At 34.8% G+C, this 21,706-nt stretch carries 20 protein-coding genes and 1 pseudogene; 20 read left to right on the top strand and 1 reads right to left on the bottom strand.

Annotation, left to right across the window (positions count from 1 at the left end; all coding sequences use genetic code 11):
* The 11 genes and pseudogenes from BLS33_RS25260 to BLS33_RS24230 all read left to right on the top strand — a co-directional run.
* Window positions 1-129 (top strand): annotated as a pseudogene (locus tag BLS33_RS25260) (site-specific integrase); the annotation flags it as partial.
* A gap of 564 nt (window positions 130-693) precedes the next feature.
* On the top strand, window positions 694-1,539 hold the full coding sequence (locus BLS33_RS24270) for a hypothetical protein (protein WP_089895891.1): 846 nt from the start codon (window positions 694-696) through the stop codon (window positions 1,537-1,539).
* Between the two features lie 36 nt (window positions 1,540-1,575).
* Window positions 1,576-3,051: a hypothetical protein gene (locus BLS33_RS24265; protein WP_089895889.1), complete on the top strand. Its 1,476-nt coding sequence runs from the start codon at window positions 1,576-1,578 to the stop codon at window positions 3,049-3,051.
* Between the two features lie 62 nt (window positions 3,052-3,113).
* On the top strand, window positions 3,114-3,368 hold the full coding sequence (locus BLS33_RS24260) for a hypothetical protein (RefSeq protein ID WP_089895887.1): 255 nt from the start codon (window positions 3,114-3,116) through the stop codon (window positions 3,366-3,368).
* Window positions 3,369-3,372: 4 nt separating this feature from the next.
* On the top strand, window positions 3,373-3,642 hold the full coding sequence (locus BLS33_RS24255) for a hypothetical protein (protein WP_089895885.1): 270 nt from the start codon (window positions 3,373-3,375) through the stop codon (window positions 3,640-3,642).
* A 448-nt stretch (window positions 3,643-4,090) separates the two neighbouring features.
* Window positions 4,091-4,309, top strand: a complete 219-nt coding sequence (locus BLS33_RS24250; protein ID WP_089895882.1) for a hypothetical protein — start codon at window positions 4,091-4,093, stop codon at window positions 4,307-4,309.
* Between the two features lie 267 nt (window positions 4,310-4,576).
* A complete protein-coding gene (locus BLS33_RS25025) occupies window positions 4,577-4,714 on the top strand; it encodes a hypothetical protein (RefSeq protein WP_176801502.1) in 138 nt (45 codons plus the stop codon).
* 27 nt (window positions 4,715-4,741) lie between these two features.
* Entirely contained in the window at window positions 4,742-4,987 is a 246-nt protein-coding gene (locus tag BLS33_RS24245; RefSeq protein ID WP_089895880.1) for a hypothetical protein, read from the top strand.
* A 143-nt stretch (window positions 4,988-5,130) separates the two neighbouring features.
* Window positions 5,131-5,805: a glycoside hydrolase family 25 protein gene (locus BLS33_RS24240; protein WP_089895877.1), complete on the top strand. Its 675-nt coding sequence runs from the start codon at window positions 5,131-5,133 to the stop codon at window positions 5,803-5,805.
* A gap of 389 nt (window positions 5,806-6,194) precedes the next feature.
* Window positions 6,195-8,156: a DUF2779 domain-containing protein gene (locus BLS33_RS24235; RefSeq protein WP_089895874.1), complete on the top strand. Its 1,962-nt coding sequence runs from the start codon at window positions 6,195-6,197 to the stop codon at window positions 8,154-8,156.
* 95 nt (window positions 8,157-8,251) lie between these two features.
* Window positions 8,252-12,634, top strand: coding sequence for an AAA domain-containing protein (locus tag BLS33_RS24230; RefSeq protein ID WP_089895872.1), 4,383 nt, complete (start codon window positions 8,252-8,254; stop codon window positions 12,632-12,634).
* Between the two features lie 267 nt (window positions 12,635-12,901).
* Here the strand turns inward: BLS33_RS24230 and BLS33_RS25020 are convergent, their stop codons facing one another.
* Complete coding sequence (locus tag BLS33_RS25020; RefSeq protein WP_176801501.1) at window positions 12,902-13,048, bottom strand: hypothetical protein; 147 nt, start codon at window positions 13,046-13,048, stop codon at window positions 12,902-12,904.
* A gap of 782 nt (window positions 13,049-13,830) precedes the next feature.
* On the opposite strand from BLS33_RS25020, the gene BLS33_RS24225 reads away from it, so the two are divergent.
* From BLS33_RS24225 to BLS33_RS24180, 9 genes are all read left to right on the top strand, one after another.
* Window positions 13,831-14,058, top strand: coding sequence for a CDGSH iron-sulfur domain-containing protein (locus BLS33_RS24225; RefSeq protein ID WP_089895869.1), 228 nt, complete (start codon window positions 13,831-13,833; stop codon window positions 14,056-14,058).
* A gap of 385 nt (window positions 14,059-14,443) precedes the next feature.
* Window positions 14,444-15,016, top strand: a complete 573-nt coding sequence (locus BLS33_RS24220; RefSeq protein ID WP_089895867.1) for a Crp/Fnr family transcriptional regulator — start codon at window positions 14,444-14,446, stop codon at window positions 15,014-15,016.
* A 118-nt stretch (window positions 15,017-15,134) separates the two neighbouring features.
* Complete coding sequence (locus BLS33_RS24215) at window positions 15,135-15,617, top strand: cupin domain-containing protein (RefSeq protein WP_089895866.1); 483 nt, start codon at window positions 15,135-15,137, stop codon at window positions 15,615-15,617.
* A gap of 32 nt (window positions 15,618-15,649) precedes the next feature.
* Complete coding sequence (locus tag BLS33_RS24210; RefSeq protein ID WP_089895864.1) at window positions 15,650-16,741, top strand: L-dopachrome tautomerase-related protein; 1,092 nt, start codon at window positions 15,650-15,652, stop codon at window positions 16,739-16,741.
* Between the two features lie 133 nt (window positions 16,742-16,874).
* Window positions 16,875-17,813, top strand: a complete 939-nt coding sequence (locus BLS33_RS24205; RefSeq protein WP_089895862.1) for a cyclase family protein — start codon at window positions 16,875-16,877, stop codon at window positions 17,811-17,813.
* 25 nt (window positions 17,814-17,838) lie between these two features.
* Window positions 17,839-19,047 carry an MFS transporter gene (locus BLS33_RS24200; RefSeq protein ID WP_089895895.1) on the top strand — a complete coding sequence of 403 codons (1,209 nt, stop codon included), beginning with the start codon at window positions 17,839-17,841 and terminating at the stop codon, window positions 19,045-19,047.
* Window positions 19,048-19,054: 7 nt separating this feature from the next.
* Window positions 19,055-19,996 carry an aldo/keto reductase gene (locus BLS33_RS24195; RefSeq protein WP_317039884.1) on the top strand — a complete coding sequence of 314 codons (942 nt, stop codon included), beginning with the start codon at window positions 19,055-19,057 and terminating at the stop codon, window positions 19,994-19,996.
* Between the two features lie 29 nt (window positions 19,997-20,025).
* Window positions 20,026-21,033: a TIGR03571 family LLM class oxidoreductase gene (locus BLS33_RS24190; RefSeq protein WP_089895860.1), complete on the top strand. Its 1,008-nt coding sequence runs from the start codon at window positions 20,026-20,028 to the stop codon at window positions 21,031-21,033.
* 448 nt (window positions 21,034-21,481) lie between these two features.
* The coding region (locus BLS33_RS24180; protein ID WP_143017688.1) for a hypothetical protein at window positions 21,482-21,706 on the top strand (225 nt) is incomplete at its 3' end.

The following is a 21,706-nucleotide window of genomic DNA, read 5'->3' as shown; positions in this document are numbered from 1 at the left end:
TTAGGGCACACCAAACTTTCGACTACGCAAATTTATGCTCGGGTGGTTGAAAAGAAGGTAGGGGAAGATATGCAGAATTTGATGGCCAAGATGAAACAAAAGAATATTAGGGCTGGAGAAGTTTCTTAATGTGTTCAGTTACACTTTTTAGAAGCGGAAAGTAACTATTGTGTCATTTATACTAAATCAGATTGTTTTAAATACACCGTAGGACTTAATAAAATAGGACAACAACTACCCGTTGATCGTTTTTAAGAATTCATAGAAGTTATGTCATTAATATCAACTCCGTTAGTGGGTTTGAAGGAAATATGCTCTTCATTGGTAAAAAAAAATTCTGTTAGTAAGGCACATAAAGAAGAGGTGTTTAAGCGCTTTAGAACCACATAAAACTTCATTTCTTGGTTGTTTTCTTTTTTTAATTAATTTACAATCAGTTGCTTACATAAGGATTTTGACTACCCACTAAGATAAACCCACCATTCACTCATCTATTTTTATTTAAAGGTTTTATTTTTTCAAATTTGAGAAGAAGTTGAAATGTGAATTTCTAAATCGAGTTCAAATTACTGAAAACTATATTTCTTCTTTTGAAAAACATGTTATTCTTTCTGAAAATTGTTTCTCACAGATTGTAAAAATCAAAAGACCTTAGAATTCAATTAAATTATTTATAATTAAAATATAAAAATTATGGCAAAACAGGCAAAAAACAATGACGTTAAAGATTCCGCTACTAAAAGGCCGATCGACGAGAACTCAGATGACTTAAAATTCACAGTGATATCTGATAAGGAAAAAAGAACAAAATGGGACTTTAAAAATTTAAATTTTGTGCATTCTACTGTGGCAGAACACATTATGGAGCAAGCTGATGCTATGATGCATCATTTGTTAAAGGAATTAGGTGAAGATCTTTCTAAACCTAGAGTGCCTGGAGTTTTCAAAATGTATCGACAGGTAATGAATACACCGGAGGCAAACAGCTACATTCCATTAATTGAAAAAATCGAACAGCATGCACCTGGAAGCATTAGCGATTTATTAAAGGCGAAATTCACTTTTGAGCAAAGCAGCCATAAAGAACAATCAGACTTTCTGCTTAATTGTATAAAAGGTGGTGCAGGAATTGAAGCAGCAAAAGTAAATTGGGATTATGCAGTACATACTTACAAAGAAGTTCGTGAAAATGCTGAAGCCAATTTAAAAGAAACTGTTTACAGTGCACGAGTGAGTGGTGTTAACAGTTGGGAAAACACACAATCTAGTTTAACTAACGAAATTAAAGCGCATAATGGTCATTTTGACTACGCCGTAAAGGTTGCTCAAGCAACTGATGATTTCGGAAGAGACATGACAAAAGCCAATGCAACACTTATTACCGCATTTTCAAAATTTGTATCTGACTTGGTGAAATTCTGGAACATTACTGCTCAAGGAGAATCGCAACTCATTTTAGCGAATCGTAAAGACAGCCAGAAGTTATGGAAAGCCATCCAAACATCTTATGACAAGAAAATGGGCTTAGGTCTTAATTAGTAATAAAAAACAAATTATCAATTTAATATAAAAGATATGCCAACATCAACAATTCCATTCGATCCAAGTCTAGTACTTGGCATGGTAGTAGCTCCAAATAAAATTAAGGACCTAGAAGCGATTGCAAATTTACAAGAACCTGTAGATGGCGCAAGAAATAAAGTGAATGCGCTATTAAGACAAAAACTAAGTCTTGATATGACTGCCAGAGAACTCATTAGCCTTGGTGCAGGGGAAGAACAATTGAAATCATTTAATGAAAATATTAGTACTATTATGGAAGAAGTTATAAAGGCTTCGGGAGAATTAAGTACCGCAGTAATAGCTTCAGAAAATGCCATCGCTAGTCTTAGGGCCGAACAAGGTCAAAAACAAATTGGTTCACAAGTACAAAGCCCATTAGATTTTGATGCTTCACAATTAAAAAAGCTCCCAATTAGTTCAGATAGTATGAATATGGATGTGCAATACTATAGGTATTCTTCTAATGAACAAAAAAGTGGATCAACTGCAAATTCCATTTCTACATTTGTTGGAACAAAAGTTTCTTCATTTTTAGGACCAACTTGGGGAGCATCAGCTGGAGCATCAGCGCATTCAGCTGTCACATCAGCAACAAAAAATAGAAATATAGTTGGTACTGTGGTTATTTGCGCTAACTGTACTCAAAAAAATGCTCAAGTATTTTCACCGATAGTACTTGATATTGAGGGAGCTATAGATAACTATGTTAGTTATTCTGGTAAAACGTGGGAAGGTGCAGAAGATCCTGCTGAAATGCTAAAAAAGGCAAGTGTTCCTCTGACAGCAGATGATCAAGCTAATGGTATGCCTGTACTTATAGGTGCTACGTATGGGTCAAGTTTTGTAGGCTTTGTTCATTTTGAGCAAATTGAGAAAACACAAACCAGTCAAAGCGCTAGATCAGCAGCAACTCAAGCAAGTGGTTCTATTGAAGAAGGGCTCTTTTTAGCGAAAATGGAAGGTTCTTTTGGTGTCGATGCAGAAACAGCACGAACAGCAAAGGCGATGATGAGTTCTTCAGATATTCAATCACATTGTAGTGTTATTACTATGGGACTTATTCCATCAATAAAATCAAGCAACATAAAGAGTGTTGTAGAAGCTTTAAAAGGTACACCTCAAGAACATATGGCACAATTAGCTGCTACACAAGATGCTAGCAATAATGGTATAAAATCAATGGCAAGTTTGGCAGGACAATCAAAAAAAGGGCAATCTGTAGAAAAAATGAACACAGAATATATCAAAGGGTCGGTTGACGCAGTAGCTAACGTTGATACACAAGCCAATAAGGTCATCGATATGAATTCGCTTATGACAGCTATTGACGATTTTGTAAAGATGGCAGCTAAGGGCGATGGTGGAGTTCCAATCAATTTTTATTTAAAACATATCTCAGAACGCACTATTGCAGTACAATGGATGCAGAAATATTATCCAGAGATGTTACATGAAAAGAAGAAAGATGATGATAGCGACGCTAGCTAGTCTAAAGACGACAATACAACTAAATATATCAAATAAAAGTTAATTCTTAAATACGAAAAATTATGGGAAATGGAAGTCATGGAAAACATTTATACTTCAAAGTCTCCTCAGTTCAAATTACTGACAGTACTAATGGAAGTATTCGATATGTGAATATCAATTATGTTGAAGACTTAGGAGTGGTGCCTACTCATGGCCAAGGACCAGTACCAAAGGGTCAAGCCGATGCAGCTATAATAGCTGCGGCCAATGTTAACTTAGGACCTACAGAAAGTATAACAGATATTACTTGGAATAATTACACTAAAAAAAGCTAAGGTTATGAAACAATTTTTATTAGAAGTATCTAATAGTATAGAAGCAGATAACATACAGGATAGTAGTACTATTTGGTTGGTTGGTAGCATGGGAAAAAGAGAAGGTGCAGTTGTATTGACCGTAAAACCGGGAGGATTTGATAAGCCTAACAGTAGTTTTATACATGTTAAAATGAAAAAGAAGGCGCAAGACTATTTTATTGAAGGAGTAGACAAACTCCAATTAGATAATATGAAGTGTATTCCTATTATTAGTATTACTGTACTGAGTTAAAGTATAATAACTCAATTAAACTAATCTTAAATACATTTTATTATGGCAACAATCACATTAAAACAAGCAGCGTCACATATGGCAAATCCAAGTATACAAAAGTACAGCAAATACTACTGCAGGATCAGTGAATCTATTAGGTCTAGGAGAAGCTATAAGTTTCACTTGTACCAATCCATTCGCAAATTTTAGCGGAGCAAGTTCGGTTGATATTACTTACGATGCTTCTGTTGAAGGAACTCATGAGAACATTCAAGTCAGTTCAATTTTACCTTAATTAATTAGAATAAAACAAAATAGTATGGGGTCAGGAAGCCACGGAAAATAGCTGTATTTTATAGTAGCAACTGGCAGATAGGAAACATCAACCCAAATGTTAAGGATTGGAATTCATTCAACAAGCCAGTTTTAGAGTAAATTAAATATTAATCATTAAAATAGATAAATCATGAATAAATTGAATTTGCCTATCACAAAAATGGTATCCGCGTATTGGCTTCCTGAAGTTGGCATTGGACCAGCTGCGCCTCCGCCACCCGCTCTAACCGGAAATCAAACAGTAGTCGTTCCGTTAACCGACATCCTCAACTACACACGAGCAGATGGAAGTCCGCAAATTAATGTCATTGACCTTATGGGGCGACATTTACCAAAGGACATCATTTGATCCTCCGTACCTAGATTTTGCTCCAGATTTGCAAACACTTCTTGATGGATCTTATAAAACATTACAGGACAAACGCATTGCCGTTATTCTTACAATTCTGGGAAATGATGTGGTTGTGGATGGTCCTCTATTCCAGAAGAAAAAATTCAACCCTTCGTCAACTATCTAAATGATATATTTATTGAAGCGGGTTACGAATTGGATGGAATCAACATAGACAACGAGTACGCGAATTTTGGGAACATTTAAACGCAAACCGTTAAAACGATGTACGAAACTTTTACGGTTGGAACGATTATCACAAAGGCGCTTTTTGCCGAAATATCTGAGATTCCAGCCTTAAAAGACTATTTGACTTTCGGAGGAATTATGAACTATGGAGATGATGCATCTGATTTGGAGTAGATATATTCTCAGTACATAAATCAAGGGATGACAAATGAACAATTGTCAATTGGTGTAAACGTAGGACCGATTGGGCATGGTAGCAGTTTTACATCTGTGAATACAACAAAAGAATTGACCAATTGGCAACCAACCGGTAGTGAAAAAGAAAGAATGATGGTTTGGAGTTTCTCACAAGACATTCAACAATTCACGTCTTATCCACAGAATCTAGTTGGGTTACAATGGCCAAATAAAAATGATAATGAATGGCAAAGGACGATTATTGAATAGGTGTCGAAGGCGTAATTATTTTTTAGAAGGTATGAATACGTTAATAACAAACAATCGAAATATACCAATATTAGGAATAACTGTGCTTCGTTAAAAGCATATTATCAGTTTAAATTTTATCAAAAAATTATAAATCAAAAATTATGAATGCGTTAGATTTTAATCCCACAGGTACTTTAAATGCCTTATGCGATATCTCACATTTGAATGAAAATGTAGATTTAAATAAAGTACAATCTTCAGGTATATTAGGCATATTACACAAAGCAACCCAATCTAGCGGAAGAACACTTTTTCATGACAAAATGTATCCTATTCGAAAGCAAATCGCTGAGAATTTAGGATTATTATGGGGAGCTTATCATTTTGGTACTAATGGAAGTGGTATAGACCAGGCGAATGCGTTTTTAGATTATGTTAAACCAAACAATGATATCCTGCTAGTCTTAGATTTTGAAGTAGTTACTACACCTGGAGAATCTAATATGAGTCTGCATGAGGCAAGAGACTTTGTATCACAGGTTCAGTTAAAAACAGGTAAATATCCAGGTATTTATGGTGGAGCGCTGTTAAAAGAAGTATTAAAACAGGAATCTGGAATAGATCCGATACTATCAAAATGTTGGCTTTGGGTTGCAGATTATGCATCCAAACCAAATTTACCGATAGGTTGGGACAATTACACCTTATGGCAGTTTACCGATGGTGTTCATGGACCAGGTGCGGTGCCCATTGATGGCATAGGATTATGTGATAGAGATATTTTTAATGGAAAAGAAAGTGAATTAATAAGTTTTTGGAAAGAAAATATAGTTTAAATCCAGATTGGAATTTTAACAGTTTTTAAAACAAAGCAGAATACCTTTAAAAATTTATAGAAGTTATAGTTAGAAAACACAAAGCTTTTCTAAATACCAACTGCATCAACTAGCCTAAATTTTTCAAAGAACCTCAAGCTGCTAAAAATTATAGCGTCTAAAAAGTCAATAGAACGCGTATTAATCGACCGACGATAGGAGACAAGGCAATGTGAGTGGAATGGGATTTTTCTACATATTATAATCTTACTACGGAATTCCGTAATTAATTAGTTGTTAAATTGTTATATTTGATTTGCTCCAAAATTTACAGTCTATTGCGGTAACTTACTTATGATGAAACGAAGACTAAAACAATCAAGTTGAGTAATTAGTCGAATTTATCCATAATGAGATTACTAACAAAATCAAAATTCAAATTAGGTCTTGAATGCCCAAATAAGCTTTACTACATAGGCAAAAAGGACTATTCAAATACAAAAAATGAAGACCCTTTCTTAGAAGCCTTAGCTCAAGGTGGTTTCCAAGTTGAAGAACTTGCTAGAATGCATTATCCAAATGGAATTTTGATTGAGGGTAATCCTTGGGAATATGAATACGCATGGAACCAAACACAAGAATTATTAAAGCAAGACAATGTTATCATTTATGAAGCAGCTTTTTTATTTGATGGATTGTTTATCCGAACAGATGTTCTGGTTAAAAAAGGAAATATCATTGAGCTTATAGAAGTGAAATCCAAATCATTTACCCCTGAAGACGAATATTTATTAGTTGGGAAAAGAGGTGGTTTGGTATCTGGTTGGAAGTCTTATTTATTTGATGTCGCATTCCAAAAATATGTTATTCAAAAATCCTTCCCGAAATGGGAAATTAGGTCATTTCTTATGATGGTTGATAAATCAAAAAAAACTAGTATTAATGGTTTGAATCAACTATTTAGGATTACTAATCAAGGGAATAGTCGTACAGAAATTATAAAGAAAGTGCAGACTTTACAAGAAACAGGAGATTCTGTTTTAGGGCGAAAGGATATTTCTCAAATTATATCTGATATTGAGTCTAACAAATTTATTTATCATTCAAATTTGATGTTTCTAGATGCAATTCAACTATTCCGAGACAAATATGTAAAGGATGAATATACTAATTGGCCAACTGCATTTACTTCTTGTAAAAAATGTGAGTTTAAATATGGGAATTTAGAAGAAGCGCAAGGTTTAAAATCTGGATTTAAAGAATGTTTTAAAAAGCAACATAAATGGACTAGCGAAGACTTTCTTAAGCCTAATATTTTTGATATTCACGATTTTAGAAAAGGAAGTAAATTATTTGAAAGTGGTATTTATTTTAAAAGTGAACTTACTGAAGAAAATATAGGATTAAAAGAGGAGCCAGAGAGATTAACCACTTCACATAGGCAATGGTTACAAATTGAAAAGGAGAATAATAAAGACTCATCTATCCACGTAGACACAGTTGGTCTAAAAGCGGAGATAAGTAGATTTAACTACCCTCTTCACTTCATCGACTTTGAAACGAGTGCTGCTGCATTGCCATTTAACAAAGGGTTGAGACCCTATGAACAAATTGCTTTTCAGTTTTCACATCATATTTATCGGAAAGATGGAAGTATAGTTCATGCTAATGAATACATAAATAATGAAGCTAGTGTCTTCCCTAATTTTGAATTCATAAGGTCGCTAAAAGCTGCTTTAGAGCATGATAATGGCACTATATTTAGGTATTCAAATCACGAGAATACAATCTTAAACGCTATTTACATTCAATTATTAAACTCAAATGAAATAGATAAAGATTCACTTATCAGTTTTATACAATCAATATCTCACTCGACTAAGGACAGTGTATTAAAATGGAAGGGAGAACGCGATATGGTGGATTTATGGGATATTGAAAAGCGATATTATTATAATCCCTTAACTAATGGTTCTAATTCATTAAAAGCCGTATTACCCTCATCTTTAGCAAAAAGTGAACTATTGCAAAAAAAATATTCCAAACCAATTAATCGAATAAACGTAACCAGTAAAAATTTTCCTGATGACCATGTTTGGTTGGTAATAGACAATGGTGTTGTTAAAAACCCGTATAAAATACTGCCTTCAGTTTTTGAAGGATGGAGCGAGGAACAGATAGAAAATACATTATCAGAGATAGAAGATATTGCTAATGGAGGAGCTGCTTTAATAGCATATAGCAAACTTCAATATACAGATATGACCCGTAGTGAGATCGATGGGCTAACCAATTCTCTGCTAAAATACTGTGAGCTAGATACATTAGCTATGGTCATGATTTACGAACATTTTAAAGAGTTGATAGAATGAAGAAGTTTTTTTCCAACTCTCAAACAAATGAGAAAAACCATGAATTAAATTAAAAAAGACAGTATTTTACGTGACCCAATTTTAACCAAAACAATATGGAGATAACCGAAAAGCTACTAATTGAATTACAAAACCGACTAAAAGTTGGTAGCCGAAGAGGTGTTCATCTAAATGCAATACCTGCACGTTCAAGGTATAAGTTTGACTTAACCAGACTTTCTCACATTGACGAGAACCTCCCTAATAACTTCATCAATTCCTTACTTACAGAATTACCCTTAAAGTTCAAAATAAGCTGGAAAGATAATGTTCCGGACTTGAATTCGCTTTTTGAAGAAGACCAAACCCAATTGGTAAAAATCACAAAATCATTTGAAAATCTAATTAACCAAACAGACGCAATCGAATCTGAAAAAGGTTTGAATACCTTTGGTTTTGGGTTTCCCTTGCTTATAAGACGCGACCAATCAGACAATAAATTGACTGTAGCCCCAATTTTAATTTGGTCTTTGAGGATAAGACGTACAAAAGAGTTTAACACTTGGGAGATACTTCGAAATGAGGACGACCCAATTTATATCAATGAAGTTTTAATCAATCACTTACAAAACGATTCAAAAATCGAGATTGACCAAATTTCTAGGGAACACTTGGATGACGGTTTAATTGATAGAAATGAGCTTTTGGAGATTTGTGTAAACATTATTGAAGCCATAAATAGCACAACTCCAAATGACCTTCGAGATACGTTTGAGAAAAAACTTGACGAAATAAAATCCATTCCAGAAAAAAAATATTACGAAAAACTACCATTAACCTCCAATAACTCATTTATTGACTTTGGCGGTCTGTTTTCCATTTTTGAGGTTCAAAAACAAAATATAATCTACGATTATGGAAATTTGCTAGAACTGAAAGGTGCAACTATTGACCTTGAAGATATGGATAAACACTTTTTTCAACCTATTTCATCAGTTGAAACCGACCCATCTCAACAAGGCATTTTACATTCATTAAAAACATCTAGGAATATTCTTATTCAAGGTCCACCAGGAACTGGAAAAAGCCAATCATTAACCGCTATATTAGTAAATGCACTTGAAAATCAGAAAAAGACAATAGTTGTTTGCGAAAAACGAACTGCATTAGAAGTTTTATATAATGCCTTAAACAAAAAAGGACTGAATTATCAGTCTATTTTAATCAAAGACATTATAAAAGACAGAAGACTTGCTGTAGATTCGGTGCGAGACAGAGTTGACAATTCTTCTTATCGAAGATATCGATACACACATTCCAAAGAAACTTTGGACAACATAATTCAAAAATCTAAAGCTCTAATCGATGCAATAAACAAGAGACACCAGAAATTAGATAGAAAATTGATTGGCAATAAGAATTGGACTAGCGTTGTCGGCTCCTTACTTTCCGAATTAAAGGACAATTCAGAAAAATCTAATCTGGATTTGGCAAAAGATACTTTTTCCTATGAATCTTCGGAACTCAATAGATTGCTTGAACTGATTAGAAAAGGGCAAAATCTTAACAACGAGTACAAACTTCACAAAGATTTGTCTTTTTTGAATTCCTCAAAATTAATTGGGGATAATCCTTTCATTATCGAACAGCAAATACAAGATGACTTTTTATATTATAAGAAGGAACTTGAAGACATTGGAGAACAGGTTTTGTTGTATGAGCAAGATTTCTACAACATTAGAAAAAAGCAGTTAAACCAACAAGAAGAAAAAATTCATAAAATTTCTAACCCACTTTTGAAAATTTTCTCTAAATACGAGAAAGCAGACGATTTTTATGATGAAGAAAAAACCAAAAGTTTTATCTATAAAGCCGTTTCAATTTTCTCCAAAACAAAAAAAACTATCATTAATGACCAGTTTAAAGTAAACACTTCGTATGCCGAAATTCAAAATACAACCAAGGCAAGCAAAGACCTTGAAACTATTGTTTATGCTAAAACCATTGATGATAAAGAATTGAGCCTTGAAATATACAAATCAATCATTGAGAGCACCAAAAAAGATTTTCAAAGCAAAATTGAAACCGAATTCGAGTCCATAGACATTCTCCAACCTCTTGCAGGAGAATTTGAAAATGAGCTATTACTTTCAATTAAAAGCCAAATTACCAGTTTAAAAATAAAAATCCTTGAAGACAATTGGAGTACTGTCGACCTCAGTCAAACATCGTACAAGTCTATTGTCGAGGCTGTTGAACAACTAATTGAATCCAAAGAATCGTTTTTTGGAAATGAAAATGACCTTTTTTCGATTGAATTTAAATGGTTTCAGTATTACAATTCCCTTCCGACAGAAGACGCTCTAATAATAGACCAACTAATTGAAAAAGAAGATTGGCGAAAAACATTTTTGATTTTCTACCTCAATTCAATGCTCGTGAACTCGGCAAATATGGACTTGCCAACAAACGATAACGACCACGTAGAATTAGGAAAATCATTGTCTGAACTTGAAAAAGAACAGATAAAATATATTAGGGAATATTGGTTTTCCAAACAAATTGATGCTACAAGAGATTTTGACAACAGAAATCCAGATATAGCAGTTGAAAATCTGTACAACAAAAGAGCCAGTAATAAACATAAGAGACTATCCTTAAGAGAAATCGTTAAGTTGGATATGGATTTGTTTACTACATTTTTCCCAATTATTCTGACCACACCCGATGTAGCCAGTAACCTCTTTAAAGGACAAAATCAATATTTTGACATTGTCATGTTTGATGAAGCCAGTCAGCTAAAATTGGAGGATAATTTGCCTGCACTCTTGAAAGGAAAACAAATTGTTATTGCGGGAGATGAGCATCAAATGCCGCCTTCAAACTATTTCAGCAAAATATTCGACGGAACAATTGATGATGAAGATAAATTTGAAGAGGAAGAAGACAGGATTAGAAATACGTTGGGCAACTCAATGTTGGATTGTGAATCGCTTCTTGATTTCGCAGCTATTCTAGGTTTTGAAAAAAAACATTTGGATTTTCACTATCGTTCAAGACATCCTTATTTAATAGACTATTCAAATTATGCATTTTATAATCAACGCTTAAAACCACTTCCGAATAGTTTTGATTACATTCCGATTAATTATGTTCCTGTTAATGGCACATATTCCGATAATTCAAATGATGCAGAAGCGGAAACGGTTTTATCGATTATTGACAATAATATTTCTCTCTTACCAGATGGCAACTATCCGACTGTTGGAGTAGCAACCTTTAATATTAACCAGCGAAACCTCATTTTAGGAAAAATAAATGAAAGACGAAAATTTGAACGATTTAGGGATTTTAATGAAAAAATCGTTGAACTAGAGGAAAACGGATTTTTTGTAAAGAATTTAGAAAACATTCAAGGTGACGAAAGAGACGTAATAATTCTTTCCACGACCTATGGAATCAACAAAGAAGGGAAATTTGCCCAACGTTTCGGCTCAATTAACCACCAAAAAGGTTACAAGTTATTAAATGTTATCATTACAAGGGCAAAATATAAAGTATATGTTTGTTCGTCAATTCCGCTAGAAGTCTTTATGAACTATAAAGAACATTTGATTACCGAAGGTTCGAATAACAGAAGAGGAGCTTTTTATGCTTATTTAGCGTATGCAAAAGCAGTAAGCGACCAAGATAATGAAGCAAGAATTTCCGTCTTAAATACATTGGCAGAAAATTCAACAAAAAGCAGGTCCATTGACAATTTCAATGAAGACCTCGAATCTCCATTTGAAGAAGAAGTTTACGAAGCCCTGACCAAACATTTTGACGAAAGCAAAATCATCCCTCAACTCCAATTTGCTGGTTTCAGAATCGATATAGTTTATGACACTGAACATATAGGATTACCTAAGATAGCAATAGAATGTGATGGTGCAGAATATCATTCTAGTCAAGAAGCCTATTTGCATGATAGACATAGACAAAAGATTCTTGAGGGACATGGTTTTGTATTTCATAGAATATGGAGTACAAATTGGTGGAGGAATCCACAAAAAGAAACACAAAAATTGGTAGACTTCATAAGGAAAATTGAAAATAGTAATCCTTCAGTCTTTGAAGATAAATCGAGAACAGGTCTTGCATTTACGGACAACATAACCATTATCGAACATGAAATCGCTAAAGTTGCACCGAGCTTACAAAAAGACTTAAAAGAAACCATCAAAGCCGTTACTCAAAATGAAGATTTTCAAACTGAATTATTTAAGGAAACTATTGATTTAAATAGCAAAGTAAAAGTAAAGTACTTGAATATCGACAAAGATTTGAAAGTCCATTTAGTCGAACATACCGTATCAAAAGCAGAAAAGTCAAATGGAATTCAGAAAATAAATATCAAATCTCCCTTGGGAGCAGCACTAAAAGGAAAGGCCGTAGGAGATACTGTAAAAATAGGAGATTTGGATAAATATGTTAGGATTTTAGAAATTCTCAATTAAGATTACTCTACCAAGAGAATTTTGGTAAAACAATAGGGGAGAGGAGCGTTAAGAATTTTAGGGCGCTGGTTACAATAATTGTTGACTGGCAAAGTAGCTATAATACCTCAAATCAATCTTGAGAGTTACAATGGATCCTAAAATTTAGTGACCGACCCGTACATTGTTTCCAAAATTATCTGTAAGCCTTGATTTTTTTGTTTCTTTTTTTATCAAGAAAAAAAGATAAAACATTACGGTTACTGGTTACCATATTGAAATCCTATTTTACATAATGTAAGGAACACCTAAAATATCTGTTGAAACAGAGACAAGAGATAGCAAGGGCTCAGAAATTTTATTTTCTAAATTTTGAGCTGTTGCGGCAAGCTGACGAGAATCTCCTGAAAAATTTATTTGCGGACAGTTTCTCATAAATCGCATATTTCAAAAAAATCTAAAAGTTTTGCTTTTTTGGCGCTGGCCAAGCGTTGGCAAATTGTGTTTAAAATGAACGCCATTAAGCGTTTATTTTAAAAAAGCAATTGGGCGATTGGCTGTGCGGCAATTTGACATAATGACAAATTATGAGTACAGATGAAAGGTTTGTCGTCAGGGTTGATGAATTTCGAAGTTTAGAATAAAATTTCATTCGTGTGGAAAATTTGAAGCTACGTAAATTAAAAAGGTTGATGACCCTGTTGGTAATTCGCTTAAAAGCTACAAACGTGAGGGATATTTTACATAATAGAATTATAGCCTACAGCTATACACCTGATTTCATCTAGATATGCCAATCTGTACTATAATGTTCTGCGTTATTTAACTTTGCTTTGGTAAAAGCGAAAGGTTCTTCCTCAATTTATTGAAAAAATTTATTCTAAAAAGTTTCTTCTACAATGTTAATGGAACACTTTTTATGCGCCGACGTAGGAGGGAAGCGTAATGTGTGTGGAATGGATTATCCTTATTTAAAAGTATCTACTGCTTTTTTAGTATTATTTTCAATTCCTTTTTTTGAATAGTTTTTTTATTTGAGATGAAGGCAAATTCACTATTTGATAAGTTGTGTTTTTTGTATATACTTTGTCTAGTAAAGAGTATAAATAAAAGAAGCTATTACATGTTGTTTTAAAGCTAATAACTCTTAACTATTCGCAATAATAATTAAATCTATATTCATATTTTTACCAAAATCAAATAAAGAATTTAATATTATGAGCAAAACAAAACTAACAATAAATAGTAATGGGTCTGTAAAAGTAGAAGGAGATTTTGAAATTGTAGATAGCCAAGGTAATTCATATAACTTACAAGGTAGAACAGTGTTAGGTGTATGTCGTTGCGGACGTTCTAATAACAAACCTTTTTGCGATGGTTCACACAGAAATCATTTTGAGCACGAAGCAACAGCTTTCGATTTACCTCCAATGAAAAAGAGTTAAAACATATCAATTATAGCTTTCAATGGCCTTCTCTCATAAAAAAGCAATAATAACATTTGTACTATAGTGTCTTGCGTTATGACACTTTGCTTGGGTAAAGCAAAGTATTTGGCACCACACTTTCTTTAAATTTTTCTTATAAAAACCCTCCCTGAAAAGGTAATGAAATCACATTCTAGATTCATGAATACCTTAAAAAAAAATAACTGGCCATGAATAAACATTTATTAACTGACCGACTATAGGAGACAAGGCAAAGTGTGTGGAATGAAAATGTAATTTTAATGACTGTTTAAAGTAAATTTATGCTCTTTGGCTGGTTGTGTATCCAATTTAATATGCAACATTAAATAATATTTTAAATAAAGAAAAGTATTTTTACTTTATGGAAGAAAAGCTTCATTTACTAAGACAGCATTTTGAAGAAATTGTTTCTTTAACTGATGATGAGTGGAATATTGTAAAATCGCACTTTGAATTTAAAAGCTTGAAAAAGCATCAATTTTTAATTCAAGTGGGGCAACCTGTAGCTTTTGAATATTGGATTATCAAAGGCTTGGTTAAAGCGTATTCCATAGACGAAAAAGGCAAGGAGCATATTCTTCAATTTGCTATGGAAGACTATTGGGTGAGCGACCATTGTGCTTTTCAGCATCAAGAACCTGGGACTATTTTTGTGGATTGTCTTGAAGATTCCGAGTTTTTTTGTTTGTCGCTGGAAAACAGAGAAAAGATTTGTTTTGAAGTGCCTGCCGTTGCCAACTTTTTCAGAATTAAATCCAACCACGGTTATATAAATTTGCAACAAAGAATACTTTCTTTACTCACAATGACCGCAGAAAGCAGATACGAATACCTTTTAAATAAACTTCCAAAATTAATACAACGCGTTCCTAAAAAATTAATCGCTTCTTATTTAGGCGTATCCAGAGAGACCTTAAGTCGTTTTAGTAGCTAAGAGTGATTTAAATCACTTTTCAAAATTGACATACATCACAAAAAATCCGTGATGTATGTCCTCGCACACCCCTTGGTTTTCATAGAATTTTGTATCGAACAATTAAATACAATGTACTATGAAAACTACAAAAACACTATTTCTATTATTTACAGTAATTGCCATTGGTTTTAGCGCCTGTGCGCAAGAAGACAAAAGACCGTTAATGGGTAACTCCTACGGAATTATCAATATTGAAGAATACGTAACGCTACTCCCTAAAAGTCACAACGGAATCATTAAAGACATCAGATTATTAGACCGTGAACACGCAGGTGTAAGAATCTTTAGGTTGTATGACGAAGTGCCTATGCACTACCACGCAAAATCTGATGCCTACCTCTACATTTTAAATGGCAAAGCAGAATTTTATGTGGCTGACAAAGGTCCTGTTGTTGCAGGAAGAGGCGACCTATTATTCTGGGGTAAAGGCACAGCACACGGAAACGGAAAAATTTTAGAAGGTCCGTTAGACGTACTCGTTTTTGATGCCATTGCCAGAGACCCTAGCGATGTAATCTGGGTAGACCCTGCAACCCAAAAGAAATTTTTAGGCAACTAATCAAATCACATTCAATTTTAAAAATAAATACAATGAAAACAATAATAAAAACAGTCTTGTTAGCATTAGTGATGAATCACGCAATGTTTGGACAAGCACAACTAGAAACATTAGCAACATTTCCAGAATCAAGACCAGGGAATATTACAGTCTCTAACGATGGAAGAATATTTGTAACAATGAGCGCATTAAGTGCTTCTAAATATATGGTGAAAGAAATTTTGCCTAATGGAGAAGCTATTCCGTTTGGCGATAAAGAATGGATAGTAAAACCAGAAAACGGAAGTATAAAAGGTATCAATTCAACTATCGGAATTCAAGCCGATGCTAACGGTATTCTTTGGGTGTTGGATATGGGTAACGTAAAGCAAAATCAGGCTCCAAAATTGGTTGGTTTTGATTTAGTTACCGGTAACGTAACAAAGGTTTTCCCTATTCCGAATACGGTATTATCATCAAAACCTTTTTTACAGGATTTTGTAATCGATGTGAAAAACAACACCGCTGTAATTGCAGATATGACCGATGCTTTAAATCCGCCAATTGCGCCAGCTTTTGTAGTGATTAATTTAGAAACGGGTTATATAAGACGTGTTTTAGAAGGAAATTCTTCGTTTTTACCTGTTGATGAATCGGTAAAAATTCACGGAAGATTAGTGTCTCACAAAAGAAACGATGGTACAACCATACAACCAAGATACCCTTTAAACCCAATCTCTATTGATGACGAAAACAATTACATCTACTATGGTGCAATGGGAAACACCAAAATTTACCGTATTCCGTCTGCAGTATTAGCAGATGAAAGTAAGCAAAATAGCGATCTGAATAAGTACATCGAGTTTTATGCAAACAAACCAAAATCTGACGGATTTAAAGTGGGTGCAAACGGTAAAGTCTATGTGACGGATGTTGAGAATTCAACCATTGTAGAAAGTACTCCTGCTGGAATGAAAACCATTGCACAATCTAAAAAAGACCTGTCTTGGCCCGATGGTGTTGCCATACACGGAAACTACTTGTATATCGTAGCAAATCAACTTCATAATCTTCCTTTGTTGAATGAAGGAAAAGATGCGAGCAAGCCGCCTTATTTGGTATTAAAAATTAAAATTGAAGAGTAAGTATCTCAAAAAAATGGGTGATGTATGAGTACTATTAAATGTGACATACATCACTCTAAAATGGTGATATACATCCTCGTACAACCCTCGCTTTAAACGGAAATTTGTATAAGAAATTTAAAAACATATCAAAATGAAAACAATAGTAAATACATTAAAAACAATTGCGTTAGCAGCTACACTTTTTACTTCTTTAACTACAAACGCGCAACAAGTACCAACGTCTCCCTATGGTATAGATGATGAAATTGGCGCACTAAACCTTTTGAATGAAGAAACGGTTTTAGATGCAGTAAAATTGGTTAAAAAAGGAAAAGTATACCGTTTAGGAATGGTAGTTAATGCACAAACTGCAGCCTTCCGTCATAGATACTTTCATATAGAAACTTTACAGCCAGAAACTGCTGCTGCAGGTTCTAACAAATTCACTTACGTAGATGACCAATTAATAGGTTGGACAGGTGTTGGTTCGCAAATAAACGGATTAGCACATTACGGTAGAGACAATGTGCACTATAACGGACATAAAGTAGAAGATTTTTTAACCGTTTCTGGTGTAAAAAAATTAGGTCTAGAAAAATTACCTCCAATTGTAACTAGAGGTGTTGTGCTAGATATGCGCTCATATTACAATCAAGATATTGTAAAAGAAGGCACTGTTTTTACGGTAGAAGACATTGAAAAAGTAGCTAAAAAACAAGGCATTGAAATCCGTAAAGGAGATGTGGTTCTGTTTTACACAGGATGGACAAAATTAATGGGTAAAGATGATAAACGCTATTTAGCTGGCGGACCTGGGATTGGTACTGAAGCTGCGCATTACTTAGGTAAAAAAGGAATTGTTGCAGCAGGAGCGGACAACTGGTCTTTTGAAGCAGTACCACACGAAAACAGTGCACTTTCTTTCCCTGTGAATCAAATGATGGCAACCGAATACGGTGTACAAGTATTAGAAAATATTCTTGTAGATGAGTTGGTAGAAGATAAAGCTTGGGAATTTCTTTTTGTACTTGGACATCCTTTATATGAAGGGTCTACACAAGTGCAAATAAACCCGGTTGCCATTAAATAAGAATAACAAAAAACAATTAGAAATTATGGAAACATCAACAATATATAGAGATACAACGGTAGCTAAAAAGAAGAGTCTACCAGCGGCATTATGGGCATTGACCATAAGTGCATTTGCCATAGGAACAACAGAATTTGTAATTGTAGGCCTACTATCTACCGTTGCAAACGACCTAGGCACATCGTTAACATCAGCAGGATTATTAGTAAGTCTATACGCCATTGGCGTGGCAATTGGCGCACCAATATTAACCGCCTTAACAGGTAAAATTCCAAGAAAACAGTTATTAATGGGCATTATGTTACTATTTATAATTGGTAACGGATTAGCAGCAATTTCACCAAGTTTTGAATTATTGCTACTGTCAAGAGTCGTAACAGGTTTTGCTCACGGTGTATTTTTCTCCATCGGTTCTACCATCGCAGCTAGTTTAGTCCCAAAAGATAAACGAGCAACAGCCATTTCTATAATGTTTGCAGGTCTTACCGTTGCAATCGTAACAGGTGTGCCTTTAGGTACTTACATAGGTCAGAATTTTGGCTGGCGGGCTACCTTTATTGGTGTTGCTATTTTAGGAGCAATTGGTGCTATAGCTAGTTTAGCGTTGGTGCCCAAAAACATAAAACAATCGGAACCATTACGTCTTATAGACCAATTAAAAGTGATTAAAAATCCGTCTATTTTATTGGTTTTAGCCATTACCGCATTTGGTTATGGCGGTACGTTTGTCACATTCACGTATTTAACGCCATTATTGGAAGACGTAACCGGTTTCTCTTCAGATATGACCAGTGTATTTCTTTTAATTTATGGTATTGCCATAGCCATAGGAAATATTATTGGTGGTAAAGTATCTAACAACAAACCAGGCAAAGCCTTATTGGTCATGTTCGCCTTACAAGCCATAGTGTTGTTCGTTTTATACTTCACAGCCTCTAGTCAGATTTTTGCGATAGTAACTTTGTTTTTTATGGGAATACTAGCGTTTTCAAACGTGCCAGCATTGCAATTATATGTGGTGAAAATGGCGGAAAAATACTTACCAGGAACCGAAGATGTGGCATCTGCCTTAAACATTGCTGCATTTAACGTAGGTATCGCTATTGGCGCTTATGTAGGCGGAATGGTTGTAGAATCAAGCTTAGGAATTGAAGCGACACCTTGGGTAGGTGGTATACTAGTAATCGTAGGATTCTTGTTGACCCTAGTTTTATTCAAAAAAGAAAAAATATAAATATATAATGATGACTACATTAAAATTTAGAAACAACGACGAAATGCCAATTCTAGGTTTAGGAACGTTCCGTTCTGAACCTAATGAAGTGTACAATGCAGTACTTTCCGCGATTAAAATTGGATACAGACATATAGATTGTGCTGCGGCTTACGGAAACGAGAAAGAAGTAGGTAACGCCATTGCTGAAGCCATAAAACAAGATTTGGTTACGCGTGAAGATTTATGGGTGACTTCCAAATTATGGAATTCTTCTCACGGTGAGGAGAATGTAGTTCCTGCGTTGAATCAGACTTTAGAAGATTTACAACTAGATTATCTAGACCTGTATCTTGTCCACTGGCCAGTAGCTCTTAAAAAAGGAACTGAGATGCCAGAAAAAGCATCCGATTTTATTCCACTATCAGAAGTGCCATTAACCAATACATGGAAAGGTATGGAAGCTGCTTTGGAACAAGGACTTGCAAAGCATATTGGGGTGAGTAATTTCAATGAAAATCAGCTTAAAGCAATAATGGCGACTGCAGCGCATCAACCAGAGATGAATCAGGTGGAAATGCATCCGTTTTTACAGCAGGAAGCATTAAAATCATTTTGCGTACAAAACGATATACTGCTAACCGCTTACGCACCTTTAGGTTCGCTTGGAGATGAAAACACCACGCTACGTTTGTTGGAAAATGACACGATAATAAACATCGCTGACTCAAGAAGTATGTCGCCTGCACAAGTAGCATTGGCGTATACTATGCAACGAGGCATTGCGGTAATTCCTAAATCTATTAATGAAGCGCGATTACTTCAGAATTTAGAGACTTTAAACCATACGCTTACTGAAGAAGATATAGCGTTATTGAGGGATTTGGATAAAGGGCACCGTTTTATAGATGGTAAATTTTGGGAAGTTGAAAATGGACCATACACTGCAGATAGTATCTGGAATGCTTAATACCATAATTCATCAGGTGTCCTTTAAGGATGCCTGATGAATTTAATAAATTCACTATGAATCCATTTGATAAACTATACAAACCAGGTAAAATGACACTTGGTATAGAGTTTCCCTTAGATAATGATTGGTCATCAGAAGGAAATCGCAAACGGTTAGAAGATAACAGACCTTTTGGAGTGCCCGATATTTCTAACCATTTAGCATTTGCAAAACAAATTGACGATGCAGGGTTCGCAGCTTTATGGATGCGAGATGTTCCTGTGTACGACCCTAATTTTGGTGATGGTGCTCAATTGTTTGACACCTTGCCATACCTGGGATATTTATCTGCAGCTACCAAAAACATTTTGTTGGGTACCGCAGCCATTGTATTGCCATTGCAACAGCCAATAAAGTTAGCGAAAGCTGCTGCTACCATAGAAAATTTAAGTGATGGCAGACTTTTGTTGGGCTTAGGTTTGGGAGACAGACCTGTGGAGTTCCCGATGTATAATATCGATTATAATAAAAGACCGGAAATCTTTAGAAATAATCTTGACATCATTAAAGAAGCTTGGAAAATCAATAGCGATTTAAATTCTAAGTATGATTTTTTAACTAGCGGTATTGAAGTCTATCCAAAACCCAAGAAAGACATTCCACTTGTAGTTGCTGGTCATTCCGGACAAAGTATTAATTGGATTGCCAAAAACGCGCAAGCTTGGTTCAATTACCCAAGACCGGTAGCGGAAACTTTAGAGAACAGGAAATACTGGTGTAATGCTTTATATGATGAAGACCAAGCAGCAAAACCTTATATCACGGCTATACATTTAAACTTAGACCCAAATGATAATGCGACTTTTAAACCACAGCGTTTTGGTGGTACAGTAGGTATTAATCATCTTACAGAATATTTAAAAGAATATGAAAATGTGGGTGTTAACCATATGGCAATAAATCTTAGAAAATCTGAAAGGCCAGTTAGTGAAGCTATTGCTAAAATTAAAGATGTTGTTTTACCAGAGTTTAATATTAGGTTTGAAACGGCCTAAGAGAATTTTGGTCAACCAATAGGCGAGGGGCGTGGCAATCGTGAAGACCCAGTGGGTCTTTAACAATTGACGGCGAGTTGATGTGGCTGGCATTACACTAAAGGCTCTTTTGTAACCTTCCCCTAGATAGAACTGCTTACTTTTCTAAAACTTCATTAAAGTATTTGTATATCTTTTTATAATCCAAGCCCCTGCGGAAGTCGAAAAACCCTTCCACTCCAATCCTCCCGATGCGGACACACTCCGCCGGTCCGCCAGGGAAGTCTTTCCGCTCCGGTTTTCCCGACACCCTCGGAGCCGCGCGAAAGAACAAGCGGCGAAAGGCCGCTTGACCTTTCTTTCCCCGACCCACAAATTTTTTTGTTTTCCCTCCCATTTATAAACGCCACATCGAAAATGTAAAGGTGTCCAACATCTTTTAACTATCTTGAAATCAGCTTTTTGTAAAATGAAAAAGATAATTGAAAATATCGCCAATTGGTTGGTCGTTCTGAACGGGAGAAAAGACATAATCCATCAGAAAGTTAATGCCTTTATGAGAAGAGGAAATAATGGGCTGATTATTGGGCTTATTCTTTTTGGAATATTTATGGTCTATTTTTCGTTCGATCTTTATGAAACCTATGAAATCCTATGGTTGGCGTTGCTTCCGATATGGTTTTCCGTTATTTTA

Source organism: Kriegella aquimaris (assembly GCF_900103215.1).
Taxonomy (GTDB): domain Bacteria; phylum Bacteroidota; class Bacteroidia; order Flavobacteriales; family Flavobacteriaceae; genus Kriegella; species Kriegella aquimaris.
Note: the sequence above shows the minus strand (reverse complement) of the source record. Positions and strands in the feature narration are given on the sequence as shown.